This window comes from Pseudomonas sp. PA15(2017), from assembly GCF_001945395.1.
Classification (GTDB): Bacteria; Pseudomonadota; Gammaproteobacteria; order Pseudomonadales; family Pseudomonadaceae; genus Aquipseudomonas.
Window position 1 is genome coordinate 68761 of the sequence record NZ_MSXV01000019.1, and the last position, 21861, is coordinate 90621.

Here is a 21861-nt window from a genome sequence, read left to right on the forward strand (position 1 = left end):
CGCTTCTCCCCGTTTTGCCTTGCGAGGTAAAAGAAATGGATATCGCAGTAAACAATTTGTCGCCGATGCCGGCCAAGCCGACAGCTGCGCCCACATCCGCGGCTTATGGCGGGGCAAGGGCTGCTTCTGAAACCGGTAATGATCGGTCCTCTACACGTCAGGGCCAGGCCTCGGCGGAGGATTCTGAGCAGATTTACGAGCAGGTGGACAACGCGGTCACGTCCATCCAAAGTTTCGTGCAGAACATCCGACGTGACTTGAATTTCAGTGTCGATGATTCAAGTGGCAGGGTTGTGGTCAAGGTGACCGATCGCGCTTCTGGGGATGTGATTCGCCAATTGCCTTCCGAAGAGGCCTTGCGCCTGGCGGAAAGCCTCGAAGAAGTACGAAGTCTACTGTTCAAGGCCGAAGCCTGACATGGCGTGGTTTTTGAATGTAAGCAACCGGGCTGCAGAAATTTACGCAGGAACGTCAATATCGTGACGGAGTAGAATTTATGGCTATTGGTGGAGTTCAGACGGGCATCAACTCAGGGCTGCCGATCGGTGATCTGGTCAAGGCAATGGTTAATGCTGAAAAGGCACCCAAGGAAGCGCAGCTGGCGCGCCTGTCGGCGTCGACTACCACCAAGCTATCCGGTCTGGGGCAGCTCAACAGCGCACTCGGCGAGTTCCAGACTGCACTCAAGGATCTCAATAGTACGAAGCTGTTCGAGAATCGCACGGCCGTCTCATCCAATACCAGTGCGCTGACCGCCACCGCCAGGAAGACGGCATCGGCGGGCAACTACCAGATTGAAGTGCAAAGCCTCGCTTCAGCCAGCAAGGTTGCCACCAAAGCCTTGGACGGTACTTTCAAGAGTGGCGAAAGTGCCCAGGTGCTGAGCGTCAAGCTTGGGGAGAGCGGCACCGCGATCGACGTCAAGATCGCCGCAGGTTCCGACCTCGCCAGCATACGTGATCAGCTCAATACCGCACTCAAGGATAAGGGCGTAAGCGTCAACACGATCAACGATCCCGTGAGCGGCAAGTCACGCCTGGTGTTCAGTGGCAAAGAAACGGGGGACGGCAAGGATGTAATCGTCTCCGGCAGCGGTGACCTTGCCGGACTCAGTGTCGATGGTCGTACCAAGCTCGCGACCGAGGACGCTTCTTCTGCCGGGTATATCATCCAGGCCGCCAATGCCAAGTTCTCTATCGATGGTCTGGCGCTCTCCAGCCCTACCAATTCGGTCAAGGGGGTCATCGCCGATGTGGATGTCGAGCTGCTGGCCACCACTGATGAGAAAAAGCCACTGACCCTCAAGGTCGGTGAGGACAACGCTGGGGTCAAAGCGAATATCAAGAAGTTCGTCGACGCTTACAACAAGCTGATCAATACCAGCAATGATCTGACCCGGGTCACCAAGGTCGGTGAGGATGGTGAGCCGCTGGTCGGTGGCCTGGTTGGCGATTCGACCGTTCGCAATCTGGTTGGTGGTGTGCGCAACGAGCTGGTCAACCCTGTTGGCGGCAATGGCGTGAGGGTGCTTGCCGATCTTGGCATTACCACCCAGAGAGACGGCACCCTGAAAATCGAGGACGCCAAACTCGACAATGTATTGAAAAACAATTTCGATGCGGTGGGTGCGTTTTTTCTGGGGGACACGGGACTGATGAAGCGGCTCGATGGTCAGGTGGCTGCATACAGCCAGACGGGTGGCATCCTTTCTGAGCGCATGAAGGCGCTGGAGTCCACTCGAAGCGATATCAAGAAGCAGACCGATGACCTCGCCACCCGTGTCGACAGCATGCAAAAGCGCCTGCTGGCCCAGTTCAACGCTATGGACTCGCTGGTAGGGCAGTTGAACGGTACCAGCAGCCAACTGCAGAACACCCTGTCTAATTTACCCGGCGTAGTGAAGAAGAGTCGCTAAATGAACGGTCCAATCGATACTTATAAAAGCGTCAAGACCAGCCAGGTAGTAACCCCTTACCAGGCGGTTAACCTCTTGCTGGACGGTGCCATCGAGCGAATCTCCCTGGCGATTCTGGCTCAGCAACAGGATAATCCCGGGCTGCGCGGTGAGGCGGTCAGCGGTACGATTTCCATCATCGCGGTGTTGCAGTCGAGCCTCGACAAGGAGCTCGGCGGCGAGCTGGCACAGAATCTCGACAACCTGTACGACTACATCAACCGTCGTTTGGTGGGCGTGGCACTCGATGATACGCCGCGCCGATTGGAAGAAGTGCAGGAATTGCTGACGCAGATCCGCGATGCCTGGAAAGCGATCGGCCCCGAGGTCGAACCTGCTGGCGACTGAGTCACCTGATGTTTGTGGGTACCTGGATGGCGTCTGCTCGGGCGCTGCATCTCTATTGCCGTTAGCACTGCGCCTTGCTTATAGCGTGTATCGGTCGTCTCGGCAGCCTGGCCATATTGGCGATTAATCTTTCCTAAAGCTCGCGCCCCTCGTGCCGATACATGAAGTATTCCCGCTGTACACTGGAGTACATCTGCATGAACGCCATGGCCGCTATGCGTCAGTATCAAAACGTCAACACTCAGGCTCAGGCTGTCGATGCCAGCCCGCACCGTCTGATTCAGATGCTGATGGAAGGCGGCCTGACTCGTCTGGCCCAGGCACGTGGTGCCATGGAGCGTGGGCAGTTCGCGATGAAGGGTGAACTGATCGGCAAGGCCATTGGCATCGTTGGCGGCTTGCGTGCTGGCTTGAACCTCGAAGAGGGTGGCGAGCTGGCTGTGAACCTGGATAACCTTTACGACTATATGAGCCGCCGTTTGCTGGAGGCTAACCTGAAGAACAGCCTCGAGCCGCTCGATGAAGTCGCCGATTTGCTTCGCAACGTCAAATCCGGCTGGGATGCAATCGCCCAGTGATTGGCGGGCTGGAAAGGAGTTTTCCATGAATACATCTGTTCAGCGTCTGCAAAACACCGGCACGGCCATGCGCCAGGCGTTGTCCACCCGGGATTGGGCGGCTATCGGTGAACTGGATCTGCAGTGCCGCCAGGCCGTGGAAGATGCCATGGTCGATGCTGCCGAGGACGATGGTGCGCTGCGGGCGCGAATGGAGGAGCTGCTGGACCTTTACAAGGATCTGGTAGCAGCGTGTCAGACCGAGCGCCAGCGTCTGGCCAACGAGCTCGTTCAATTCAATCAATCGCAGCAGGGCGCGAAGGTTTATCAACTGTTTGGCTGAACCGTCCAATAGCCGCTATGGTTGTCTGCAACGTCGTCCTTCTTCTCCAATGCCTTCCAGTCCTGATTGCAGCGCGCTCTTTCTGGCCTCGTTGCAACCTTCTCTAAATAATCACGCCATAAAATTGACTAAGCGCCAATAATTTACTTTACTGCTGGCTATGTGCCGGCGCTTTGGCAGCTGGTGGCTTTTTCTCTTTGGGCCGAACAATTATGTGGCGTGAAACCAAGCTTCTGCTAATTGACGACAACCTCGAGCGTCGTCGTGACTTGTCGGTAATTCTCGATTTCCTTGGTGAGGATCACCTTGCTTGCGGCAGCGGTGACTGGCGCAAGGTGGTCGAGCAGATCGACTCCAGCAGAAGCATTCTCGGTGTCCTGCTCGGTGAAGTTCAGCTCAGGGGCGGGGCGCTGGACCTGCTCAAGGAGTTCGCCGCCTGGGACGAGTACTTGCCGGTCTTGATGCTTCACGAGCATGCCACCACCGATTGGCCGGAAGAGTTTCGCCGCCGTGTGCTGGCGACCCTCGAGATGCCGCCCAGCTACAACAAACTCCTCGACTCCCTGCACCGCGCCCAGGTTTATCGCGAGATGTATGACCAGGCCCGTGAGCGTGGCCGGCAGCGAGAGCCCAATCTGTTTCGCAGCCTGGTCGGTACCAGTCGCGCCATTCAGCAGGTCCGGCAGATGATGCAGCAGGTGGCCGATACCGAGGCCAGCGTGCTGATCCTGGGGGAGTCGGGTACCGGCAAGGAAGTGGTCGCACGCAATCTGCATTATCACTCCAAGCGCCGCGAAGCGCCGTTCGTGCCGGTCAACTGCGGCGCCATTCCGGCCGAGCTGCTGGAAAGCGAGCTGTTCGGGCATGAGAAAGGCGCCTTCACTGGGGCGATCACCAGCCGCGCCGGGCGTTTCGAGTTGGCCAACGGTGGCACGCTGTTCCTCGACGAGATCGGCGACATGCCGCTGCCCATGCAGGTCAAACTGCTGCGGGTTCTGCAGGAGCGCACCTTCGAGCGTGTGGGCAGCAACAAGACCCAGAACGCCGACGTGCGCATCATCGCGGCGACCCATAAGAACCTCGAGAACATGATCGAGGGCGGCAGCTTCCGGGAGGATCTGTACTATCGCCTCAACGTGTTCCCCATCGAGATGGCGCCGCTGCGTGAGCGCATCGAAGATATTCCGCTGCTGATGAACGAGCTGATCTCGCGCATGGAACACGAGAAGCGTGGCTCGATTCGTTTCAACTCCGCTGCCATCATGTCGCTCTGTCGCCATGACTGGGCCGGCAACGTTCGTGAGCTGGCCAACCTGGTTGAACGCATGGCGATCATGCACCCTTACGGCGTGATCGGTGTGGGCGAGCTGCCGAAGAAATTCCGCCATGTCGATGACGAGGACGAGCAGCTCGCCGCCAGTTTGCGCGATGAGCTGGACGAGCGTGCGGTGTTGACCTCATCGTCGCCGTCGGTGATGTCGCCGGCGATGCTGCCGGCCGAGGGCCTGGATCTCAAGGACTACCTCGGCAATCTGGAGCAGGGGCTTATCCAGCAGGCGCTGGATGATGCCGGTGGCATCGTGGCGCGGGCTGCCGAGCGCCTGCGCATTCGTCGCACTACCTTGGTCGAGAAAATGCGCAAGTATGGCATGAGCCGCCGCGAGGACGAGGCTGGCGACGACTGAGTCGCATGAGGTGAGCGGTAGCTCACCTGTTTCTTTCCGGGCATTGCCTCGACAGTCAGTTGATTGACGAGCTGCCATTCGCTAAAGCGCTATCACACTGAAAATAAAGCAGTTTATTTTCAGGCACGAGTATTGCTATCTCTCTGGCAAATGACCGCCTTCTGACGGCTCGCCCTGCGAGAGAGTGCAATGAAACCAAGCCCACAGCGCCATGCCCATCTGCAGACCTCGACGCCGGCACAGGCGGAGCGTGGGGATCTGGAGCAGTCGCTGGCCTTGTTCGAGCAGATGTCGAGCCGGCTGGGCAGCTCCTACAGTCTCTTGGAAAATCGCGTCAATGAACTGACTGGGCAACTGGCTCAGGTCAGCGAACAGCGCGTGCAGGAGCTGAACGAAAAGGAGCGCTTGGCCCATCGCCTGCAAAGCCTGCTGGACCTGCTGCCCGGTGGCGTCGTCGTCATCGACGGCCATGGCGTGGTGCGCGAAGCCAACCCTGTGGCGCGGGACATGCTCGGTGCGGCGCTTCTCGGGTGCCTGTGGCGTGACGTGATCGCGCAGCGCTTTGCCCCCCGGCGCGACGACGGCCATGAGATTTCCCTGGCCGATGGCCGGCGACTGTCGATTTCCACCCGCTCGCTACAAGGCGAACCGGGCCAGCTGGTGTTGCTGACCGACCTGACGGAAACCCGTCGCTTGCAGGATCAGCTGTCGCGGCACGAGCGCCTGAGTGCCATGGGACGCATGGTTGCGTCACTGGCTCATCAGGTGCGCACGCCGCTATCGGCGGCGCTGTTATATGCCAGTCACCTGACCGAACAGGTATTGCCAGCCGAGCAGCAACAGCGCTTCGCCGGGCGCCTCAAAGAACGATTGCACGAGCTCGAGCATCAAGTGCGCGACATGCTGGTGTTCGCCCGCGGCGAGCTGCCACTGCCGGACCGACTCGATGCTGCCCAGCTGTTCGAGGCGCTCAGGCAATCCGGTGAGGCGGTGGTTCAAGGCATCGACGTTCGCTGGCAATGCGATGTCCGGGGCGGCGAGCTGCTCTGCAATCGCGACACGCTGGTGGGCGCGCTGCTGAACCTGGTCGAGAATTCGATCCAGGCGGCAGGGCCGGGTGTGCGCCTTAAGGTGCATGCCTATAGACGCGAATCCACTTTGCGTCTGTGCATCAGTGATGACGGCCCCGGTATCGATGCGCTCACGCTGGCGCGCTTGGGTGAGCCGTTCTTCACCACCAAGACCACCGGCACCGGCCTTGGGCTGGCAGTGGTCAAGGCAGTGGCTCGCGCTCATCAGGGCGAGTTGCACCTGCGTTCACGGCCGGGCCGCGGTACCTGCGCCTTGTTGATTCTGCCGCTGATTATCCCAGCGCATCCCACGATTGAGGAGTGACCCATGGCTGCCAAAGTCCTGCTGGTTGAAGACGATCGCGCCTTGCGCGAAGCCCTGGCCGACACCCTCGAGCTCGGTGGCCATGATTACCGGGCCGTCGACTGCGCCGAGGCGGCGCTGGTCGCCATCGCCCAGGAACCGTTCGGGCTGGTGATCAGTGACGTGAACATGCCGGGCATGGATGGTCATCAACTGCTATGCGCCATCCGCGAACGCCAGCCACAGTTGCCGGTGCTGCTGATGACGGCTTTCGGCGCTGTCGAGCGTGCCGTCGATGCCATACGCCGTGGCGCAGCCGATTATCTGGTCAAGCCGTTCGAGCCCAAGGCCCTGCTGTCGCTGGTGGCGCGCTATGCGCTCGGGCGGGCCAGCGAGCTGGAGCCGGATGGCCCGGTAGCCTGTGAGCCGGCTAGTTTGCAACTGCTCGAGTTGGCAGCGCGGGTCGCCCGTAGTGACTCCACCGTGCTGATCACTGGCGAGTCGGGGACCGGTAAGGAGGTTTTGGCGCGTTATCTTCATCAGCAGTCCCCGCGTGCCAAAGGGCCATTCATCGCCATCAACTGCGCAGCGATTCCAGACAACATGCTGGAGGCCACCCTGTTCGGCCACGAGAAGGGCGCCTTCACGGGCGCTGTTGCCAGCGCGCCGGGCAAGTTCGAGCTGGCCGAGGGCGGAACCATTCTGCTCGATGAGATTTCCGAGATGCCACTGGCCCTGCAGGCCAAGCTGTTGCGCGTGCTGCAGGAGCGTGAGGTCGAACGTGTCGGCGCCCGCAAGCCGATCAGCCTGGATATCCGCGTGCTGGCCACCAGCAACCGTGAACTGGCAGCAGAGGTCGCGGCGGGGCGCTTCCGGGAGGACCTGTTCTATCGCCTTTCGGTATTCCCGCTGGCCTGGCGACCGTTGCGTGAGCGCCCGGCGGATATTCTGCCCCTGGCCGAGCGGTTGTTGGCCAAGTACGTGAAGAAGATGAACCTGGCGCCATTGCGACTCTCCGCCCAGGCTGTCGCCTGCCTGACGGGGCATGCCTGGCCGGGTAACGTGCGTGAGCTGGACAATGCCATTCAGCGTGCGGTCATCCTTCAGCAGAACGGTGTCATCGATCCCCATGACCTGTGCCTGAACGCGCCTATCGGGTTCGCACAATCCGCACCTTTGCCTCAATTGGCTGTGGTGCCGAACGCGCCGCTGCCGGTCGTGGTGGACGCAAGCCTGACGGACGGCGCCCTGGGCGAAGACCTGCGACGCCGTGAGTATCAGGTGATCATCGACATTCTGCGTGCCGAGCGAGGGCGTCGCAAAGAGGCTGCCGAGCGCCTGGGCATCAGCCCGCGTACCTTGCGCTACAAGCTGGCGCAGATGCGCGATGCGGGGATGGATGTCGAGGCGTATCTCTACGCCAGCTGATGGCCTCGGGGTGGCTATCCCGCCGGATCACGGGCGGGGGCCACAGATACCGGCTTGCGCCTGAACGGTGTGTGCATGGCGCGAATCACCGAGATCCGCTCTGGTTTCAGGCAGTGGGCGTAGCAATCGTGAGATGGCTCAGCGGCGTGCGAATTGCTGTTGTGGAGCCAGGAATGCATCGTGGAAATAATGCCGAAAAGCCTGCATCGCCGGGCTGAATTCGCGTTCACGATGCCATGCCAGGCCAACGCTCATGGGCGTTACCTGGTCAGTGATGGTCAGCGTTTCGATCCGTTTACCTTCCAGCGACCAGGGGCGATGCACCAGATCCGAAAGGATCGCCACGCCGCTGCCATTGGCGACCATGCTGCGCACCGCCTCTATCGAGCTGGTGCGTACCCGCACGTTTGGTTGCTGGCGCGCGTGTTGCCAATAGCGCATGGCGCTCTGTTCTGCTTCATCGACGGTCAGCAGGATGTAGGGTTCCATCGCCACGTCGGCGAGGCTGACTGCCGACCGTTCGCACAGGGGATGATGGCTGGGCAGCCATAGCCGGCGCTCGGAATTGAAGAGCGTTTCCGAGACGATGTCCGGGTGAGTGAGGTTGGCGGTCAGCACCACCGCCATGTCGAATCGGCCTTCCAGCAGGCCTTGCTCGATGGCCATGCGCTCCCGTTCATGGACTTCGATGGTCACGTCCGGATGCCAATGCTCCAGCCGTTGCAGATGGTGCGGCAAGAAGTAGCCGATCATCGTATAGCTCGCAGCCAAACGTAGCAGGCCACTGGCGCGTATGTCCGGCAAGGGGCTGTTCAGCGCGTCATCGACGCTGCGCAGAATCACATAGGCCCGGTTCAGAAAGTGCCGCCCGGCATCGGTCAGGCTCATGCCCTGGGCCGAGCGCTGGAACAGCAGCGTACCGAGCATGGCTTCCAGTTCCTTGATCGCCGTGGTCACCGCCGACTGGGAAATATTCAAATGAATGGCTGCCTGGGAGATCTGCCCGATCTCGGCGGTGGCGACGAAATAACGAACCTGGCGCAGGGGCAATGACATGGCCGCTCCGGTTGATGAGGTATCTGTTTTTCAGAAGACAACCTATCTGTTAATAGATCTACCCAAGGGGCGAGGGGGAATCTAACTTGACGTGCATGAAGTCGCAAGCGCCGGAGTACGTGTCATGCAGGCAGTAGATTTCAACTCGGATATGGGGGAAGGCTTTGGGCCTTGGAGCATCGGCGACGGCGTCGACAATCAGCTGATGGCCTCTATCAGTTCGGCCAATATCGCCACCGGTTTTCATGCCGGCGACCCCGGTACCATGCGCCGCACGGTCGAGCAGGCCAAACGCCTGGGGGTGGCCGTCGGCGCGCATCCGGGGTTTCGCGATTTGGTTGGTTTCGGCCGTCGACACATCAATGCCCCGGCTCAGGAGCTGGTCGACGACATGCTGTATCAGTTGGGCGCCCTGCGTGAACTTGCCCGGATTCAAGGTGTAGCGCTGCAACACATCAAGCCGCATGGCGCGCTCTACATGCACCTGGCCAGAGACGAAGAGGCCGCCCGCTTGCTGGTGGAGAATCTGCAACGCCTGGAACCTGAGTTGCTGCTGTATTGCATGCCCGGTTCGGTGATCTGGCGCATTGCCGAAGAGCTCGGCCAACCGGTGATCCGCGAATTCTATGCCGATCGTGAATATGACCTCAGCGGCTCCATCGTCTTCACCCGCAATGTGCGTGCCCATGATCCGGCCCAAGTCGCTGCGCGAGTTCTGCGCGCCTGCCAGCAAGGCGTGGTGCGCACGGTCGAGGGGGAGGACCTGGCGATCGAGTTCGATTCCATCTGTTTGCACAGCGATACGCCGGGTGCTCTGGCGCTGGTCGAAGCCACGCGTGATGCACTCGATAATGCGGGAATCGAGGTTCGTGCACCTCGCTGATAGATGAAGGCGATCCACAGGCGAGGGCGAGGGCGTGGCCATGGCTCGGGCCATTCGTGAATCACTGCTCACCAGCCATCATGGCCCTGTCGTGCGCGCTACCCGCGCCGCAGATGCTCGCTGTAACGCACAGGTCGCCGGCTTAACGCTCGGTGGCCAGGCTCAACCAGTCAATCGTTCGATGTCGATTCGGCTCGAGACCCGGCAGGCCGAACGCTGTGTAGGAGGTGAAACATGAGTACGCCCATCCGCTATAGCTTTGGTGCCGACGAGCATTTGTTCGCCGAGGTCAGTGACAGCATGTCCCTCGAAGCGTTCTTCAAGGGGCTGGCCGTTACCCGCGCGGTAGAGCGCATGGCGCTGGAGGGCGTGCTCGATGTATGTCTGGCCAACGCATCGTTTCAGATTCGTTTCGACCCTGATCGCATTGCACCTCACACCCTGCTCGAAGCCGTGAAGGAGGTTGAGGCCGAGGCAATCGCCGAAAGCACGTTGCAGACGCGGATCATCGAGATTCCGGTGCTTTACAACGACCCCTGGACTCACGAGACCCTGATGCGCTTTCGTGATCGTCACCAGGATCCGAGCGTCACGGATCTGCAATACGCTGCGCGGATCAACGGCCTGGCCGACGTCGACGCGTTCATCGCCGCCCACAGCGGTGCACCCTGGTTTGTCTCGATGGTCGGCTTCGTCGCCGGGCTGCCGTTCATGTTCCAGATGGTCGAACGCGAGCGTCAGTTGCAGGTGCCCAAATACCCGCGGCCACGCACCGACACGCCCAAGCTGACCTTGGGCCATGGCGGCTGTTTCGGCTGCATCTACTCGGTGCGTGGCGCCGGGGGTTATCAGATGTTTGGTGTCACGCCGGCACCGATCTATGACCCGCAGCAGAGCCTCGGGTACCTGAAAGAGCACATGGTGTTCTTCCGGCCGGGCGACATCGTACAGTTCAAACCGATCGACCGTGAGGCCTACGACCACATGGTGAGCGAAGTGGAGATCGGGCGCTTCGATCTGCGGATTCGGCCGGTGGAATTTTCGCTGGATGCGTTTCTGGCCGACCCCGTCGGCTATCCCAAGTCGTTGCAGGAGGTATTGGCATGATCAAGGTACTCAAGCCCGGTCTCGCCACTTCGGTACAGGACCTGGGCCGCGAAGGGTATTACCACCTGGGCATTCCTCCGTCCGGTGCGCTCGACCAATACGCCCTGAGCGCGGCCAATCAACTGGTCGGTAACCCGGCAGGTTCGGCTGCTCTGGAATGCACGCTGCTGGGGCCGGAACTGGAATTTCTGGAGGATGCTCTGGTGGCGATCTGCGGCGCGCACATGCCGCTACGAGTCGACGGCGTGGAAATGCACCACGACACGGCGTTCTCGGTCAAGGCCGGGCAGGTGCTGCGCTTTGATTTTCCCAGGGTCGGTGCCCGTGCCTATCTGGCGGTGGCTGGTGGCATTGATGTGCCGATCGTACTCGGCAGTCGTTCGACCTATGCGCTTGGAGCAGTAGGCGGTTTTCAGGGGCGTCGTCTGATGGCCGGCGACGAACTGCCGGTGGGCATTGCCAGCGGCAAGGGTCGCGCTGGCGCCAGTTTGCCCATGGCGTTGCGGCAGTCCTTGGGTGGCGAAATCACGCTGCGCGTCGTACCAGGTTTGTACTATCACCGCTTGACCGAATCCGCCGCGCAGCGTTTTTTCGCCGAGCCATGGACGGTCGGCTCAGAAGCCGACCGTATCGGTTATCGTCTCAAGGGTGGCAGCGCGCTGAGTTTCCAGCCTCGTGAGCAACCATTTGGCGCCGGTTCTGATCCGTCGAACATCGTCGACAGTTGCTATCCGATCGGCTCGATTCAGGTTCCCGCCGGGCTCGAACCCATCGTCTTGCATCGCGACGCAGTGTCCGGTGGTGGTTACGCCATGATCGCAACGGTGATCAGCGCCGATCTCGACCTGGTCGGCCAGATGCAACCCAACCAGAAGGCCCGCTTTGCCGCGGTAACCCTCGAAGAGGCGCTGGAGGCGCGACGCTCCTACAAGAAGAAACTCAGCTACCTGAGTACGCTGTTCCCTTCCTGATGCTTCCCGCCACATCGCGGTGGGCAATTCCAGGCGGCAATCACGCGTCGCACATCGGTGCGGCTGTAGCTGAACGCGCTTCAGCGCGGCCCCGGAGGGGGGGGAGCGCAGCGAATAACCTGGGACGTAGTCTCTGGTGAGAGTCCGGCGGACACAAAAAAGCCCCGGATCTACCGAGGCTTTCGAATTTGGCTCCGCGACCTGGACTCGAACCAGGGACCCAATGATTAACAGTCATTTGCTCTACCGACTGAGCTATCGCGGAACAACGACGCGTATCCTACTGATTACGAAGGGGAAGTCAAGCATCTGCCGGCTTCCCCTGGCAACTTACAGAACGGCGGCGATGGCCTTGGTCACCACTGGCAGGTTATGGGTGTTCAGGGCGGCCACGCAGATGCGGCCGGTGCCCACGGCGTAGATGCCGAATTCGCTGCGCAGGCGCTCGACCTGTTCGGTGGTCAGCCCCGAGTAGGAGAACATGCCGCGCTGTTCGGCAACGAAGCCGAAGTCGCGCTTGGCATTCAGTGCTGCCAGCTGCTCGACCATGGCCAGACGCATGGTGCGGATACGATCACGCATCTCGCCCAGTTCGGTTTCCCACATCACCCGCAGTTCAGGATTGTTGAGCACGGCCGCGACCACGCTGGCGCCATGGGTCGGCGGGTTGGAGTAGTTGGTGCGGATCACGCGCTTGACCTGGGACAGCACGCGGCTGCCTTCTTCCTGGTCGCCGACTACGATGGTCAGGGCGCCGACGCGCTCGCCGTACAGCGAGAACGACTTGGAGAACGAGCTGGAGACGAAGAAGGTCAGGCCAGATTGGGCGAACAAACGTACCGCCGCGGCGTCTTCTTCAATACCGTCGCCAAAACCCTGGTAGGCGATGTCGAGGAAGGGCACATGCTCGCGTTCGCGCACGATTTCCAGCACCGCTTGCCAGTCTGCGGGCGTCAGGTCGACGCCGGTCGGGTTGTGGCAGCAGGCGTGCAGCACGACGATGGAGCGCGCCGGCAGGTTCTTCAGGTCTTCGAGCAGGCCGCCACGGTTCACGCCGTTGCTGAAGGCGTCGTAGTAACGGTAGTTGCGCACCGGGAAACCGGCGGTTTCGAACAGCGCGCGATGGTTCTCCCAGCTCGGGTCGCTGATCGCCACGGTGGCGTCGGGCAGCAGGCGCTTGAGGAAGTCCGCGCCGGTCTTCAGGGCGCCGGTGCCGCCGATGGCCTGGGTGGTGATCACGCGGCCTTGCTGGATCAGCGGCGAGTCGTTGCCCAGCAGCAGCTTCTGCACGGCCTGGTCGTAAGCGGCGATGCCCTCGATCGGCAGGTAGCCACGTGGCGCGCGAGCGGCGATCAGGGTCGCTTCGGCCTCGACCACGGCGCGCAGCAGCGGGATGCGGCCTTCTTCGTTGGTGTAGACACCCACGCCAAGGTTGACCTTGTCAGGGCGTTTATCGGCGTTGAATGCTTCGTTGAGGCCCAGGATGGGATCGCGCGGAGCCATTTCGACGGCGGAGAACAGACTCATGGGGGCGGCAGCTCTGTGGTGGGGTGAGTATCGAGCAACCCGGCAACTGGATTAGGGGTTGCGCAAGCGGGCCGTTAGTATAGCGGCCCATATTCGGTGTCGCGACAGCGTACATCAGGTATGACGCACGTGTTGTCGTGGCGTCACAGCCTTTGCAGAGGTAATTATGTCCGAGTTTCAACTGGTCACCCGTTTCGAGCCCGCTGGCGACCAGCCCGAGGCGATTCGGCAGATGGTCGAAGGCCTCGAAGCCGGGCTTTCGCACCAGACGCTGCTCGGCGTGACGGGCTCCGGCAAGACCTTCAGCGTGGCCAACGTCATCGCCCAGGTGCAGCGCCCGACGCTGGTGCTGGCGCCGAACAAGACCCTGGCGGCGCAGCTGTACGGCGAGTTCAAGTCGTTCTTCCCGAACAACGCGGTGGAGTACTTCGTTTCCTATTACGACTACTACCAGCCCGAAGCCTACGTGCCGTCGTCGGATACCTTCATCGAGAAGGACGCCTCGATCAACGATCACATCGAGCAGATGCGCCTGTCGGCGACCAAGGCGCTGATCGAGCGCAAGGACGTTATCGTGGTCTGCACGGTGTCGTCGATCTACGGCCTGGGCAGCCCCGAGGAGTACCTGAAAATGGTGCTGCACCTCGACCGTGGCGACAAGATGGACCAGCGCGCGCTGCTGCGCCGCCTGGCCGAACTGCAGTACACCCGCAACGACATGGATTTCGCCCGGGCGACCTTCCGGGTGCGCGGCGATGTGATCGATATCTTCCCGGCCGAATCGGACCTGGAAGCGATCCGCATCGAACTGTTCGATGATGAGGTGGAAAACATCAGCGCTTTCGATCCGCTGACTGGTGAGGTGCTGCAACGCCTGCCGCGCTTCACCTTCTACCCCAAGAGCCACTACGTGACGCCCCGCGACACGCTGCTTGAGGCGATGGAGAAGATCAAGGTCGAGCTCAAGGACCGCCTGGACTACCTGCGCGGCGCCAATAAGTTGGTCGAAGCGCAGCGCCTGGAGCAGCGCACCCGTTTCGACCTGGAGATGATTCTCGAGCTGGGCTACTGCAACGGCATCGAGAACTACTCGCGCTACCTGTCCGGGCGCGATCCCGGTGCGCCGCCACCCACGCTCTACGATTACCTGCCGGCCGAGGCGCTGCTGGTGATCGATGAATCCCACGTCAGCGTGCCGCAGGTCGGCGCCATGTACAAAGGCGACCGCTCGCGCAAGGAAACCCTGGTCGAGTACGGCTTCCGCCTGCCGTCGGCGCTGGATAATCGGCCGATGCGCTTCGAGGAATGGGAAGCCTCGTGCCCGCAGACCATCTTCGTTTCCGCCACGCCAGGGCCTTACGAGGCCGACCACGCCGGGCGAGTGATCGAGCAGGTGGTGCGCCCCACCGGCCTGGTCGACCCGGAAGTGGAGGTGCGCCCGGCGCGTACCCAGGTCGATGACCTGCTGTCGGAGATCAACAAGCGCGTCGCCCTCGAGCAGCGCGTGCTGGTCACCACGCTGACCAAGCGCATGGCCGAGGACCTCACCGACTACCTGGCCGACCACGGCGTCAAGGTGCGTTACCTGCACTCGGATATCGACACGGTCGAGCGGGTGGAAATCATTCGCGACCTGCGCATCGGCACCTTCGACGTGCTGATCGGCATCAACCTGCTGCGCGAGGGCCTGGATATGCCCGAAGTCGCCCTGGTGGCGATTCTCGATGCCGACAAGGAGGGCTTCCTGCGCAGCGAGCGTTCGCTGATCCAGACCATCGGTCGTGCCGCCCGTAACCTCGACGGCCGGGCAATTCTCTACGCCGACAACATGACCGGTTCCATGGAGCGCGCCATCGGCGAGACCGAGCGGCGCCGGCAGAAGCAGTTGGCCTTCAACGAGGCCAATGGCATCGTGCCCAAGGGCGTGGTCAAGGACATCAAGGACATTCTCGAAGGCGCCGTGGTGCCAGGTGCGCGCAGCAAGAAGCGCAAAGGCATGGCCAAGGCTGCCGAAGACAATGCGCGCTACGAGGCGGAGCTGCGCTCGCCGGCGGAGATCACTAAGCGTATCCGTCAGCTGGAGGACAAGATGTTCGAACTGGCCCGCGACCTGGAGTTCGAGGCGGCGGCGCAGATGCGCGACGAGATCCAAAAGCTGCGTGACCGGCTGCTCGCGGTATGAGTGTGGCGGGGCATGCAAAGGTCTATCTGGCCGGCTTCGACGTGTTCCGGGTAGACGCCATCGAACGCGGCGAGTACCTCAAGCGCTTGTGCCGTGAGCAGGGACTTGAGGGGCTCTACCCGTTCGATAACGAGGTGGCTGACGGGCTGGCGCCGGCCGAGATGGCGGCGCAGATCTGTCGGCTCAATCTGGCGATGATCCGTGGTGCCGATGCCGTGCTGGCCAACCTCAACCCGTTTCGCGGGTTCGAGCCGGATTCCGGCACGGTCTTCGAGGTCGGCGTGGCGGTAGCCCTGGGTAAGCCGGTGTGGGCTTACTTCGAGCCCCAGGGCAGCATGCGCCAGTGGTTGCCCGGTGACACTGAGGGCCGTGACGCCGACGGCTACTTCATCGAGGATTTCGGCCTGCCGCGCAACCTGATGCTGGCCTGCTCCTGGGCCGGTTGCAGCGCCAGTGTAGAGGAGGGCGTTGCGGCGCTGCGTCGCTACCTGAGCGGCGCGTCGGGCGCCTGACCCGTACTTCGCGGACCGTTGCCGCGGTTCGCTGGAGCCAGCCGGGGCTGGCCTGTTAATATTCATTCCCTTCGCTTTCTCGCGTCATCCATGGCGCCTGCGCCGGCCGCCCATGCGGCCTGGGCGCAGGGGCAGCCCATGCCATTTCCAGTCTTACTTGCTCGGGACTTTTCATGACCACCGTTCGCACTCGTATCGCTCCGTCGCCCACTGGCGATCCTCACGTCGGCACCGCCTACATCGCCCTGTTCAACCTGTGCTTCGCCAGGCAGCACGGCGGCGAGTTCATCCTGCGCATCGAGGATACCGACCAGGTCCGTTCGACCCGTGAGTCCGAGCAGCAGATCTACGATGCCCTGCGCTGGCTGGGCATCGAGTGGAACGAAGGCCCGGACGTCGGCGGCCCATACGGCCCGTATCGGCAGAGCGAGCGTGGCGAAATCTATCGCAAGTACGCCCTGGAACTGGTCGAGAAAGGCCACGCCTTCTACTGCTTCTGCACACCGGAAGAGCTCGACCAGATGCGCGCCGAGCAGACCGCACGTGGCGAAACGCCGCGCTACGATGGCCGCGGCCTGCTTCTTGCCGATGAAGAAGTGCAGCGCCGCCTGGCAGCGGGCGAGCCCCACGTGATCCGCATGAAGGTGCCGAGCGAGGGCGTCTGCGTGGTGCCGGACATGCTGCGCGGCGACGTGGAGATCCCGTGGGATCGCATGGACATGCAGGTGCTGATGAAGACCGATGGCCTGCCGACCTACTTCCTGGCCAACGTGGTCGATGACCACCTGATGAAGATCACCCACGTGCTGCGTGGTGAAGAATGGCTGCCCTCGGCGCCCAAGCTGATCCTGCTCTACGAGTACTTCGGCTGGGACAAGCCGCAGCTGTGCTACATGCCGCTGCTGCGTAACCCGGACAAGAGCAAACTGTCCAAGCGCAAGAACCCGACCTCGATCACCTTCTACGAGCGCATGGGCTTCCTGCCCGAGGCGATGCTCAACTACCTGGGCCGCATGGGCTGGTCGATGCCGGACGAGCGCGAGAAATTCACCCTCGAGGAGATGATCGCCAATTTCGACGTACAGCGCGTTTCCCTCGGCGGGCCGATCTTCGATCTGGAGAAGCTGTCCTGGCTCAACGGCCAGTGGATGCGTGACCTGAGCGTCGAAGCGTTCGCCGCTGGCGTGCAGAAGTGGGCCTTCAACAGTGACTACCTGATGAAGATCGCCCCCCACGTGCAGGGCAGGGTGGAAACCTTCAGCCAGATCGCGCCGCTGGCCAGCTTCTTCTTCGCAGGCGGCGTGCAGCCGGACAAGGCGCTGTTCGCCCACAAGAAGCTGTCGGACGATCAGGTACGCCAGCTCATGCAATTGATCCTCTGGAAGCTCGAAGCGCTGCGACAGTGGGAAAAGGAGCGCATTACCGGCTGCATCCAGGCGGTGGTCGAACACCTGGAGCTGAAGCTGCGCGATGCCATGCCGCTGATGTTCGCTGCCGTCACCGGCCAGGCCAGCTCGGTATCGGTGCTCGATGCCATGGAAATCCTCGGCCCGGATCTCACCCGTTTCCGTCTGCGCCAGGCCATCGAACTGCTCGGTGGTGTGTCGAAGAAAGAGAACAAGGAGTGGGAAAAACTGCTGGGCAGCATCGGCTGATTCTCGGCCGCCTGTCGCCATGGGCGGCCGGCAGCCAGCGGTTTGCGGTAAGTGTTTGTTATGTCAGCGAAAAAAAATGCACCACCGGCTAAAATTTTGTTGACAGGGTGCAGGGGCGCACTTAACATGCGCCCCGTCCTCGAGATGGGGCTATAGCTCAGCTGGGAGAGCGCTTGCATGGCATGCAAGAGGTCGACGGTTCGATCCCGTCTAGCTCCACCAATCTCGGATGCCACAACCGGTTCTAAGGAGCGGGTTGAGTTGTAAAGAAGGGCATTTGCGTCCCCTTCGTCTAGTGGCCTAGGACACCGCCCTTTCACGGCGGTAACAGGGGTTCGAGTCCCCTAGGGGACGCCACTATTTCCAGCTGCAGTGCTTAGGCATTGCAGCCAGACCGCAAGGTTCTGGGGCTATAGCTCAGCTGGGAGAGCGCTTGCATGGCATGCAAGAGGTCGACGGTTCGATCCCGTCTAGCTCCACCAATCCACGACAAGGCCAGCCGAGTGCTGGCCTTGTTCTTCGAAGGTTTCGTCCCCTTCGTCTAGTGGCCTAGGACACCGCCCTTTCACGGCGGTAACAGGGGTTCGAGTCCCCTAGGGGACGCCATTTTTGCCCGCTCTGCGGGATTTTTAAGGGTCACTTCTCACGAAGTGGCCCTTTTGTTTTTGCGCCCTCGAAAAGTTTTTCGTCGATCCGTACGGTTGGCGATGCGGCGCTTGCGTTGCAGCGGGCTAAGCCCCTAAGGTCGAGCCTGTTGCGTCGCCAAGGGAGGCCATTGCATGAAGCTGACTCACATTGCTGCATCGCTGCGCGTTGCCGTGCTCGGGTACGTGTCGTGAACTGGGACCGCCCTGATCCGTTCACCATCGACCTGCTGGTCGGCAGCGAGGATATTGACGGCCTCGGGCACGCCAACAACGCCGTCTACGTGACCTGGCTGGAGCGTTGCGCCTGGCGCCATTCGCAATCGCTGGGGCTGGATCTGGTCGAGTACCGGCGCCTGGATCGGGCCATGGCGGTGGTGCGCCACGAGATCGATTACCTGAGCAGTGCCTACGAAGGGCAGGCGCTGCAGATGGGCACCTGGATCGTCGAATCCGACCAGCGTCTGAAGATGGATCGCTGCTTCCAACTGATACGTCCGCAGGACGGCGTTACCCTGCTGCGTGCGCGCACCACCTTCGTCTGTATCGAATTGTCCAGCGGTCGGCCCAAGCGCATGCCGGCCGAATTCATCGAGGGTTATGGCCGGGCATTGCTGCCGGCTTGAGTGTTCATGGCTGCGGGGCCAGAAACAGCTTCCGCTCCTCGTAGACTGCCTGGTAGCGCCGGGTTTCACCCGGTTGCAGCAAGAGCGACTGGCTGCTCACCAGATCGATCTCGGCGCAGAACCCTTCGCGTGACGGGGTGAGCACCACGCTGCGTTCGCCGCTGGGAACGTCGAGTGTGACGCTTTCGCCGGCTGGCAAGGCGACAACCAACTGCTCGTCGACGCGCAGTTGCAGGTCGCAGGCATTGGGCGCGTTGCGGTCGCGGCTGACGATCAGCTTGGCGGCCGCTGCGGGATCCAGTGGCACGCCCTCGGAGATCGGCGTGGCGGCGATTGTAGCGGTGGTGGCCAGCAGCAGGGCGAGCGGGGCGCTGCGCAGCAAGGGTCGATTCATGGCGATTTCCGGTGGCGTCTGTCACTGCAGTGGACTGCGCCAGACGTTGGGTGTTCAGGCGCTGTCCCGGCGCGCCGCTCGCCGCTACACTACGCGCCGTTTTGCCTCGGCATGCCGATGGCCTTCCCCGTTATTCGAGAGTATCGCCATGCAGATCGCCCTGGCGCCCATGGAGGGGCTGGTCGATGAAATCCTCCGCGACGTGCTGACCCAGGTTGGCGGCATCGATTGGTGCGTGACCGAGTTCATCCGCGTTACCGACCGCGTGCTGCCCAGGTCGACCTACCGCAAACTGGCGCCGGAATTGCTCAACGGCGCCCGCACGGCTGCCGGTACGCCGCTGCGCGTGCAGTTGCTCGGCTCCGATCCCAAGTGCCTGGGTGACAACGCCGCCTATGCCTGCGTGCTCGGCGCGCCGGTGATCGACCTCAATTTCGGCTGCCCGGCCAAGACGGTGAACAAGTCCCGCGGCGGGGCGGTGCTGCTCAAGGAGCCGGAGCTGCTGCACGCCATCGTGAGCGAAGTACGCCGCAGCGTGCCGGCGACCACTCCCGTCACCGCCAAGATGCGCCTGGGCTTCGACCACAAGGATCTGGCTCTCGATTGCGCCCGGGCGCTGGTCGAAGGCGGCGCCTCGCAGATCGTCGTGCACGCGCGCACCAAGGTCGAGGGCTACAAGCCGCCAGCGCACTGGGAGTGGGTGGCGCGGGTGCAGGAGGTGGTCAGCGTACCGGTGTATGCCAACGGTGATATCTGGTCCGTCGAGGACTGGCAGCGCTGCCGCGAGGTGAGCGGCGCCGAGCACTTCATGCTGGGCCGTGGCGTGGTGGCGCAGCCCGATCTGGCCCGGCAGATCGCCGCGGCGAAGGCCGGCCAGGATGTCGGTGTGATGAGCTGGGCAGCGCTGCAGCCGCTGTTGGCCGAGTTCTGGCTGCAGGCCCGCCGCAAGATCTCGCCGCGCTACGCTCCCGGACGGCTCAAGCAGTGGCTGGCGATGCTCACGCGCAGCTATCCCGAGGCGGTCGAGCTGTTTGCTCTGGTGCGGCGGGAAACCAACTGCGAAGTCATCGACGCACTGCTCGGCGTGAGCATCGCGCCGGCAGAGGTGAGCACGCTGCAAACGCTCGAAGCTGACGAGGAGGCGCTCAGCGCCCTCCGCTGACGTCGAGCAGCGAGCCGGTGGTGTGGCTGGCCTGCTCGCTGGCCAGCCACAGAATCGCTTCTGCCACCTCGTCAGCCCGCCCGCCGCGGCCCAGCGGAATGCTTGCGACGACGCGCGCCACCCGTTGTGGTTCGCCGCCACTGGTGTGGATCTCGGTGTCGATCACCCCAGGTCGCACGGCATTCACGCGAATGCCATCGGCGGCGAGTTCCTTGGCCAGCCCTACCGTCATGCTGTCGACCGCGCCCTTGGCGGCGGCATAGTCGATGTACTCTTCGGGCGCGCCGAGGCGGGCGGCAATCGACGACACGTTGACGATCACGCCGCCACGCCCGCCCTGACGGGTGGACATCCGCGCAATCGCCTCACGGCTGCACAGGAAACTGCCGTACACGTTGGTGGCGAACACCCGTTGCCAGCGCTCCAGGCTCATCCGTTCCAGGCGCATCTGCTGCTCGAGCATCCCGGCGTTGTTGATCAGCACGTCCAGGCGCCCCAGGCGCGCATCGATGTCGGTGAACAGTCGGCGAACCTGGGCCTCGTCCGCCACATCGGCCCGTAACGCCAGCGCCTCGCCACCCGTGGTCGTGATCGTTTCGACGAGCGCATCGGCGGCCTCACGGCTGCGCTGGTAGTTGATGACCACCCGGTAACCTTGCCCGGCCGCCAGCCTTGCCGTGGCCGCACCGATGCCGCGACTGGCACCGGTGATCAGCATCACCTTGCCCATCGAAAAATCTCCTCTTCCGGTCCCTTGAAATTTTTTCGGCCATCCACATTTTTATCACCGTGGGATGCCGAAGTCGGGTCCCGCACCTTATCACTCGCTGACTAATCAGGAGATTTACCATGAGCACTGCATTTTCCATGACCCCGCTGTTCCGTCAGTCCATCGGCTTCGACCGTTTCAACGACCTGTTCGAGTCGGCGATGCGCAACGAGACCAGCAGCAGCTACCCGCCCTACAACGTCGAGAAGCATGCCGACGACCAGTACCGGATCGTCATCGCTGCCGCCGGCTTCCAGGATGAAGATCTGGATCTGCAGGTCGAGCGCGGCGTGCTGACCGTGACCGGCGGCAAGCGCGCGGGCAATGGCAACGGTGAAAATGTCACCTACCTGTATCAGGGCATCGCTCAGCGGTCGTTCAAGCTGTCGTTCCGCCTGGCCGACCACATCGAGGTCAAGAGCGCCAGCCTGGTGAACGGCCTGCTCAATATCGAGCTGGAGCGTCATGTGCCGGAAGAGGCCAAAGCCAAGCGCATCCCGATCGGGGCGGCACGTGCGGCGCTGGAGAACTGATCGCCGTTGCCGGCATACCGGAAAGGCGCCCTCGCCAGACTGTGTGAAAACCTAGCAGTCCGAGGGTGAGTTGAAGACAATGCCTCTATCGGTTGATAGGGGCATTGTCGTTTATGGGTTATATCCAGGGCGAAGGTCGCGGGCAAAGCAG

The 21861-nt window shown here is 62.1% G+C and carries 21 protein-coding genes and 5 tRNA genes; 21 read left to right on the plus strand and 5 right to left on the minus strand.

What is annotated here, in order from left to right; all coding sequences use genetic code 11:
* Window positions 1–35 precede the first annotated feature (35 nt).
* From BVH03_RS06970 to BVH03_RS07005, 8 genes are all read left to right on the plus strand, one after another.
* Window positions 36–416 (plus strand): flagellar protein FlaG, encoded by a 381-nt coding sequence (locus BVH03_RS06970; protein WP_075960493.1) that lies wholly within the window; start codon window positions 36–38, stop codon window positions 414–416.
* A gap of 80 nt (window positions 417–496) precedes the next feature.
* Window positions 497–1915 (plus strand): flagellar filament capping protein FliD, encoded by a 1419-nt coding sequence (fliD, locus tag BVH03_RS06975; protein WP_075960494.1) that lies wholly within the window; start codon window positions 497–499, stop codon window positions 1913–1915.
* Window positions 1916–2302: a flagellar export chaperone FliS gene (gene fliS / locus BVH03_RS06980; RefSeq protein WP_075960495.1), complete on the plus strand. Its 387-nt coding sequence runs from the start codon at window positions 1916–1918 to the stop codon at window positions 2300–2302.
* A 197-nt stretch (window positions 2303–2499) separates the two neighbouring features.
* Entirely contained in the window at window positions 2500–2880 is a 381-nt protein-coding gene (gene fliS, locus BVH03_RS06985; protein ID WP_075960496.1) for a flagellar export chaperone FliS, read from the plus strand.
* A gap of 25 nt (window positions 2881–2905) precedes the next feature.
* On the plus strand, window positions 2906–3202 hold the full coding sequence (locus tag BVH03_RS06990; RefSeq protein WP_075960497.1) for a flagellar protein FliT: 297 nt from the start codon (window positions 2906–2908) through the stop codon (window positions 3200–3202).
* Window positions 3203–3414: 212 nt separating this feature from the next.
* Complete coding sequence (locus BVH03_RS06995; RefSeq protein WP_075960498.1) at window positions 3415–4887, plus strand: sigma-54 dependent transcriptional regulator; 1473 nt, start codon at window positions 3415–3417, stop codon at window positions 4885–4887.
* A 189-nt stretch (window positions 4888–5076) separates the two neighbouring features.
* Window positions 5077–6282, plus strand: a complete 1206-nt coding sequence (locus BVH03_RS07000) for a PAS domain-containing sensor histidine kinase (RefSeq protein ID WP_075960499.1) — start codon at window positions 5077–5079, stop codon at window positions 6280–6282.
* 3 nt (window positions 6283–6285) lie between these two features.
* The gene (locus BVH03_RS07005) at window positions 6286–7689 is read left to right on the plus strand and encodes a sigma-54 dependent transcriptional regulator (RefSeq protein WP_075960500.1); all 1404 of its coding nucleotides are present in this window, start codon (window positions 6286–6288) and stop codon (window positions 7687–7689) included.
* A gap of 138 nt (window positions 7690–7827) precedes the next feature.
* Here the strand turns inward: BVH03_RS07005 and BVH03_RS07010 are convergent, their stop codons facing one another.
* Entirely contained in the window at window positions 7828–8745 is a 918-nt protein-coding gene (locus BVH03_RS07010) for a LysR family transcriptional regulator (RefSeq protein ID WP_075960501.1), read from the minus strand.
* Between the two features lie 124 nt (window positions 8746–8869).
* Here BVH03_RS07010 and BVH03_RS07015 point away from each other — a divergent pair, with 124 nt between their 5' ends.
* The 3 genes from BVH03_RS07015 (at window position 8870) to BVH03_RS07025 (ending at window position 11706) form a co-directional block, all read left to right on the plus strand.
* Window positions 8870–9628, plus strand: coding sequence for a 5-oxoprolinase subunit PxpA (locus BVH03_RS07015; RefSeq protein WP_075960502.1), 759 nt, complete (start codon window positions 8870–8872; stop codon window positions 9626–9628).
* A gap of 234 nt (window positions 9629–9862) precedes the next feature.
* Window positions 9863–10735: an allophanate hydrolase subunit 1 gene (locus tag BVH03_RS07020; protein WP_075960503.1), complete on the plus strand. Its 873-nt coding sequence runs from the start codon at window positions 9863–9865 to the stop codon at window positions 10733–10735.
* Window positions 10732–11706: a biotin-dependent carboxyltransferase family protein gene (locus BVH03_RS07025; RefSeq protein ID WP_075960504.1), complete on the plus strand. Its 975-nt coding sequence runs from the start codon at window positions 10732–10734 to the stop codon at window positions 11704–11706. Before BVH03_RS07020 ends, BVH03_RS07025 begins: the two co-directional genes overlap by 4 nt.
* 189 nt (window positions 11707–11895) lie before the next feature.
* Here the strand turns inward: BVH03_RS07025 and BVH03_RS07030 are convergent.
* A tRNA-Asn gene (locus tag BVH03_RS07030) sits at window positions 11896–11971 on the minus strand.
* 65 nt (window positions 11972–12036) lie between these two features.
* Window positions 12037–13233, minus strand: a complete 1197-nt coding sequence (locus BVH03_RS07035; RefSeq protein WP_075960505.1) for an amino acid aminotransferase — start codon at window positions 13231–13233, stop codon at window positions 12037–12039.
* Between the two features lie 166 nt (window positions 13234–13399).
* Here BVH03_RS07035 and uvrB point away from each other — a divergent pair, with 166 nt between their 5' ends.
* The 8 genes from uvrB to BVH03_RS07075 all read left to right on the plus strand — a co-directional run bounded on the left by uvrB (window position 13400) and on the right by BVH03_RS07075 (window position 18852).
* Complete coding sequence (gene uvrB, locus BVH03_RS07040) at window positions 13400–15415, plus strand: excinuclease ABC subunit UvrB (protein WP_075960506.1); 2016 nt, start codon at window positions 13400–13402, stop codon at window positions 15413–15415.
* Window positions 15412–15927, plus strand: coding sequence for a nucleoside 2-deoxyribosyltransferase (locus tag BVH03_RS07045; RefSeq protein ID WP_075960507.1), 516 nt, complete (start codon window positions 15412–15414; stop codon window positions 15925–15927). Before uvrB ends, BVH03_RS07045 begins: the two co-directional genes overlap by 4 nt.
* A gap of 173 nt (window positions 15928–16100) precedes the next feature.
* Entirely contained in the window at window positions 16101–17582 is a 1482-nt protein-coding gene (gene gltX / locus BVH03_RS07050; RefSeq protein ID WP_075960508.1) for a glutamate--tRNA ligase, read from the plus strand.
* Between the two features lie 146 nt (window positions 17583–17728).
* A tRNA-Ala gene (locus BVH03_RS07055) sits at window positions 17729–17804 on the plus strand.
* Window positions 17805–17863: 59 nt separating this feature from the next.
* A tRNA-Glu gene (locus BVH03_RS07060) sits at window positions 17864–17939 on the plus strand.
* A 49-nt stretch (window positions 17940–17988) separates the two neighbouring features.
* Window positions 17989–18064, plus strand: a tRNA-Ala gene (locus tag BVH03_RS07065).
* A 48-nt stretch (window positions 18065–18112) separates the two neighbouring features.
* Window positions 18113–18188: transfer RNA gene (locus BVH03_RS07070), tRNA-Glu, on the plus strand.
* A gap of 229 nt (window positions 18189–18417) precedes the next feature.
* Window positions 18418–18852 (plus strand): thioesterase family protein, encoded by a 435-nt coding sequence (locus BVH03_RS07075; RefSeq protein ID WP_075960509.1) that lies wholly within the window; start codon window positions 18418–18420, stop codon window positions 18850–18852.
* A 4-nt stretch (window positions 18853–18856) separates the two neighbouring features.
* On the opposite strand, the gene BVH03_RS07080 is transcribed toward BVH03_RS07075, so the two are convergent.
* Window positions 18857–19246 (minus strand): hypothetical protein, encoded by a 390-nt coding sequence (locus tag BVH03_RS07080; RefSeq protein WP_075960510.1) that lies wholly within the window; start codon window positions 19244–19246, stop codon window positions 18857–18859.
* Between the two features lie 148 nt (window positions 19247–19394).
* Between BVH03_RS07080 and BVH03_RS07085 the strand changes: the two genes are divergently transcribed.
* Window positions 19395–20408 (plus strand): tRNA-dihydrouridine synthase, encoded by a 1014-nt coding sequence (locus BVH03_RS07085; RefSeq protein WP_075960511.1) that lies wholly within the window; start codon window positions 19395–19397, stop codon window positions 20406–20408.
* Here BVH03_RS07085 and BVH03_RS07090 read toward each other — a convergent pair.
* The gene (locus tag BVH03_RS07090) at window positions 20392–21138 is read right to left on the minus strand and encodes an SDR family oxidoreductase (RefSeq protein WP_075960512.1); all 747 of its coding nucleotides are present in this window, start codon (window positions 21136–21138) and stop codon (window positions 20392–20394) included. The genes BVH03_RS07085 and BVH03_RS07090 overlap by 17 nt on opposite strands.
* A 119-nt stretch (window positions 21139–21257) precedes the next feature.
* Between BVH03_RS07090 and BVH03_RS07095 the strand changes: the two genes are divergently transcribed.
* Window positions 21258–21710, plus strand: a complete 453-nt coding sequence (locus BVH03_RS07095; RefSeq protein ID WP_075960513.1) for an Hsp20 family protein — start codon at window positions 21258–21260, stop codon at window positions 21708–21710.
* Window positions 21711–21861 lie beyond the last annotated feature (151 nt).

Excerpts from the sequence above, each read along its gene's own strand:
- BVH03_RS07095 (WP_075960513.1), top strand. The coding sequence starts at position 21,258 with ATGAGCACTGCATTTTCCATGACCCCGCTGTTCCGTCAGTCCATCGGC.
- fliS (WP_075960495.1), top strand. The coding sequence starts at position 1,916 with ATGAACGGTCCAATCGATACTTATAAAAGCGTCAAGACCAGCCAGGTA.
- BVH03_RS07085 (WP_075960511.1), top strand. The coding sequence starts at position 19,395 with ATGCAGATCGCCCTGGCGCCCATGGAGGGGCTGGTCGATGAAATCCTC.
- BVH03_RS06970 (WP_075960493.1), top strand. The coding sequence starts at position 36 with ATGGATATCGCAGTAAACAATTTGTCGCCGATGCCGGCCAAGCCGACA.
- BVH03_RS07090 (WP_075960512.1), bottom strand. The coding sequence starts at position 21,138 with ATGGGCAAGGTGATGCTGATCACCGGTGCCAGTCGCGGCATCGGTGCG.
- BVH03_RS07000 (WP_075960499.1), top strand. The coding sequence starts at position 5,077 with ATGAAACCAAGCCCACAGCGCCATGCCCATCTGCAGACCTCGACGCCG.
- BVH03_RS07005 (WP_075960500.1), top strand. The coding sequence starts at position 6,286 with ATGGCTGCCAAAGTCCTGCTGGTTGAAGACGATCGCGCCTTGCGCGAA.
- fliD (WP_075960494.1), top strand. The coding sequence starts at position 497 with ATGGCTATTGGTGGAGTTCAGACGGGCATCAACTCAGGGCTGCCGATC.
- BVH03_RS07020 (WP_075960503.1), top strand. The coding sequence starts at position 9,863 with ATGAGTACGCCCATCCGCTATAGCTTTGGTGCCGACGAGCATTTGTTC.
- fliS (WP_075960496.1), top strand. The coding sequence starts at position 2,500 with ATGAACGCCATGGCCGCTATGCGTCAGTATCAAAACGTCAACACTCAG.
- BVH03_RS07035 (WP_075960505.1), bottom strand. The coding sequence starts at position 13,233 with ATGAGTCTGTTCTCCGCCGTCGAAATGGCTCCGCGCGATCCCATCCTG.
- BVH03_RS07045 (WP_075960507.1), top strand. The coding sequence starts at position 15,412 with ATGAGTGTGGCGGGGCATGCAAAGGTCTATCTGGCCGGCTTCGACGTG.
- BVH03_RS07010 (WP_075960501.1), bottom strand. The coding sequence starts at position 8,745 with ATGTCATTGCCCCTGCGCCAGGTTCGTTATTTCGTCGCCACCGCCGAG.
- BVH03_RS07025 (WP_075960504.1), top strand. The coding sequence starts at position 10,732 with ATGATCAAGGTACTCAAGCCCGGTCTCGCCACTTCGGTACAGGACCTG.
- uvrB (WP_075960506.1), top strand. The coding sequence starts at position 13,400 with ATGTCCGAGTTTCAACTGGTCACCCGTTTCGAGCCCGCTGGCGACCAG.
- BVH03_RS06995 (WP_075960498.1), top strand. The coding sequence starts at position 3,415 with ATGTGGCGTGAAACCAAGCTTCTGCTAATTGACGACAACCTCGAGCGT.
- BVH03_RS07015 (WP_075960502.1), top strand. The coding sequence starts at position 8,870 with ATGCAGGCAGTAGATTTCAACTCGGATATGGGGGAAGGCTTTGGGCCT.
- BVH03_RS07080 (WP_075960510.1), bottom strand. The coding sequence starts at position 19,246 with ATGAATCGACCCTTGCTGCGCAGCGCCCCGCTCGCCCTGCTGCTGGCC.
- BVH03_RS06990 (WP_075960497.1), top strand. The coding sequence starts at position 2,906 with ATGAATACATCTGTTCAGCGTCTGCAAAACACCGGCACGGCCATGCGC.
- gltX (WP_075960508.1), top strand. The coding sequence starts at position 16,101 with ATGACCACCGTTCGCACTCGTATCGCTCCGTCGCCCACTGGCGATCCT.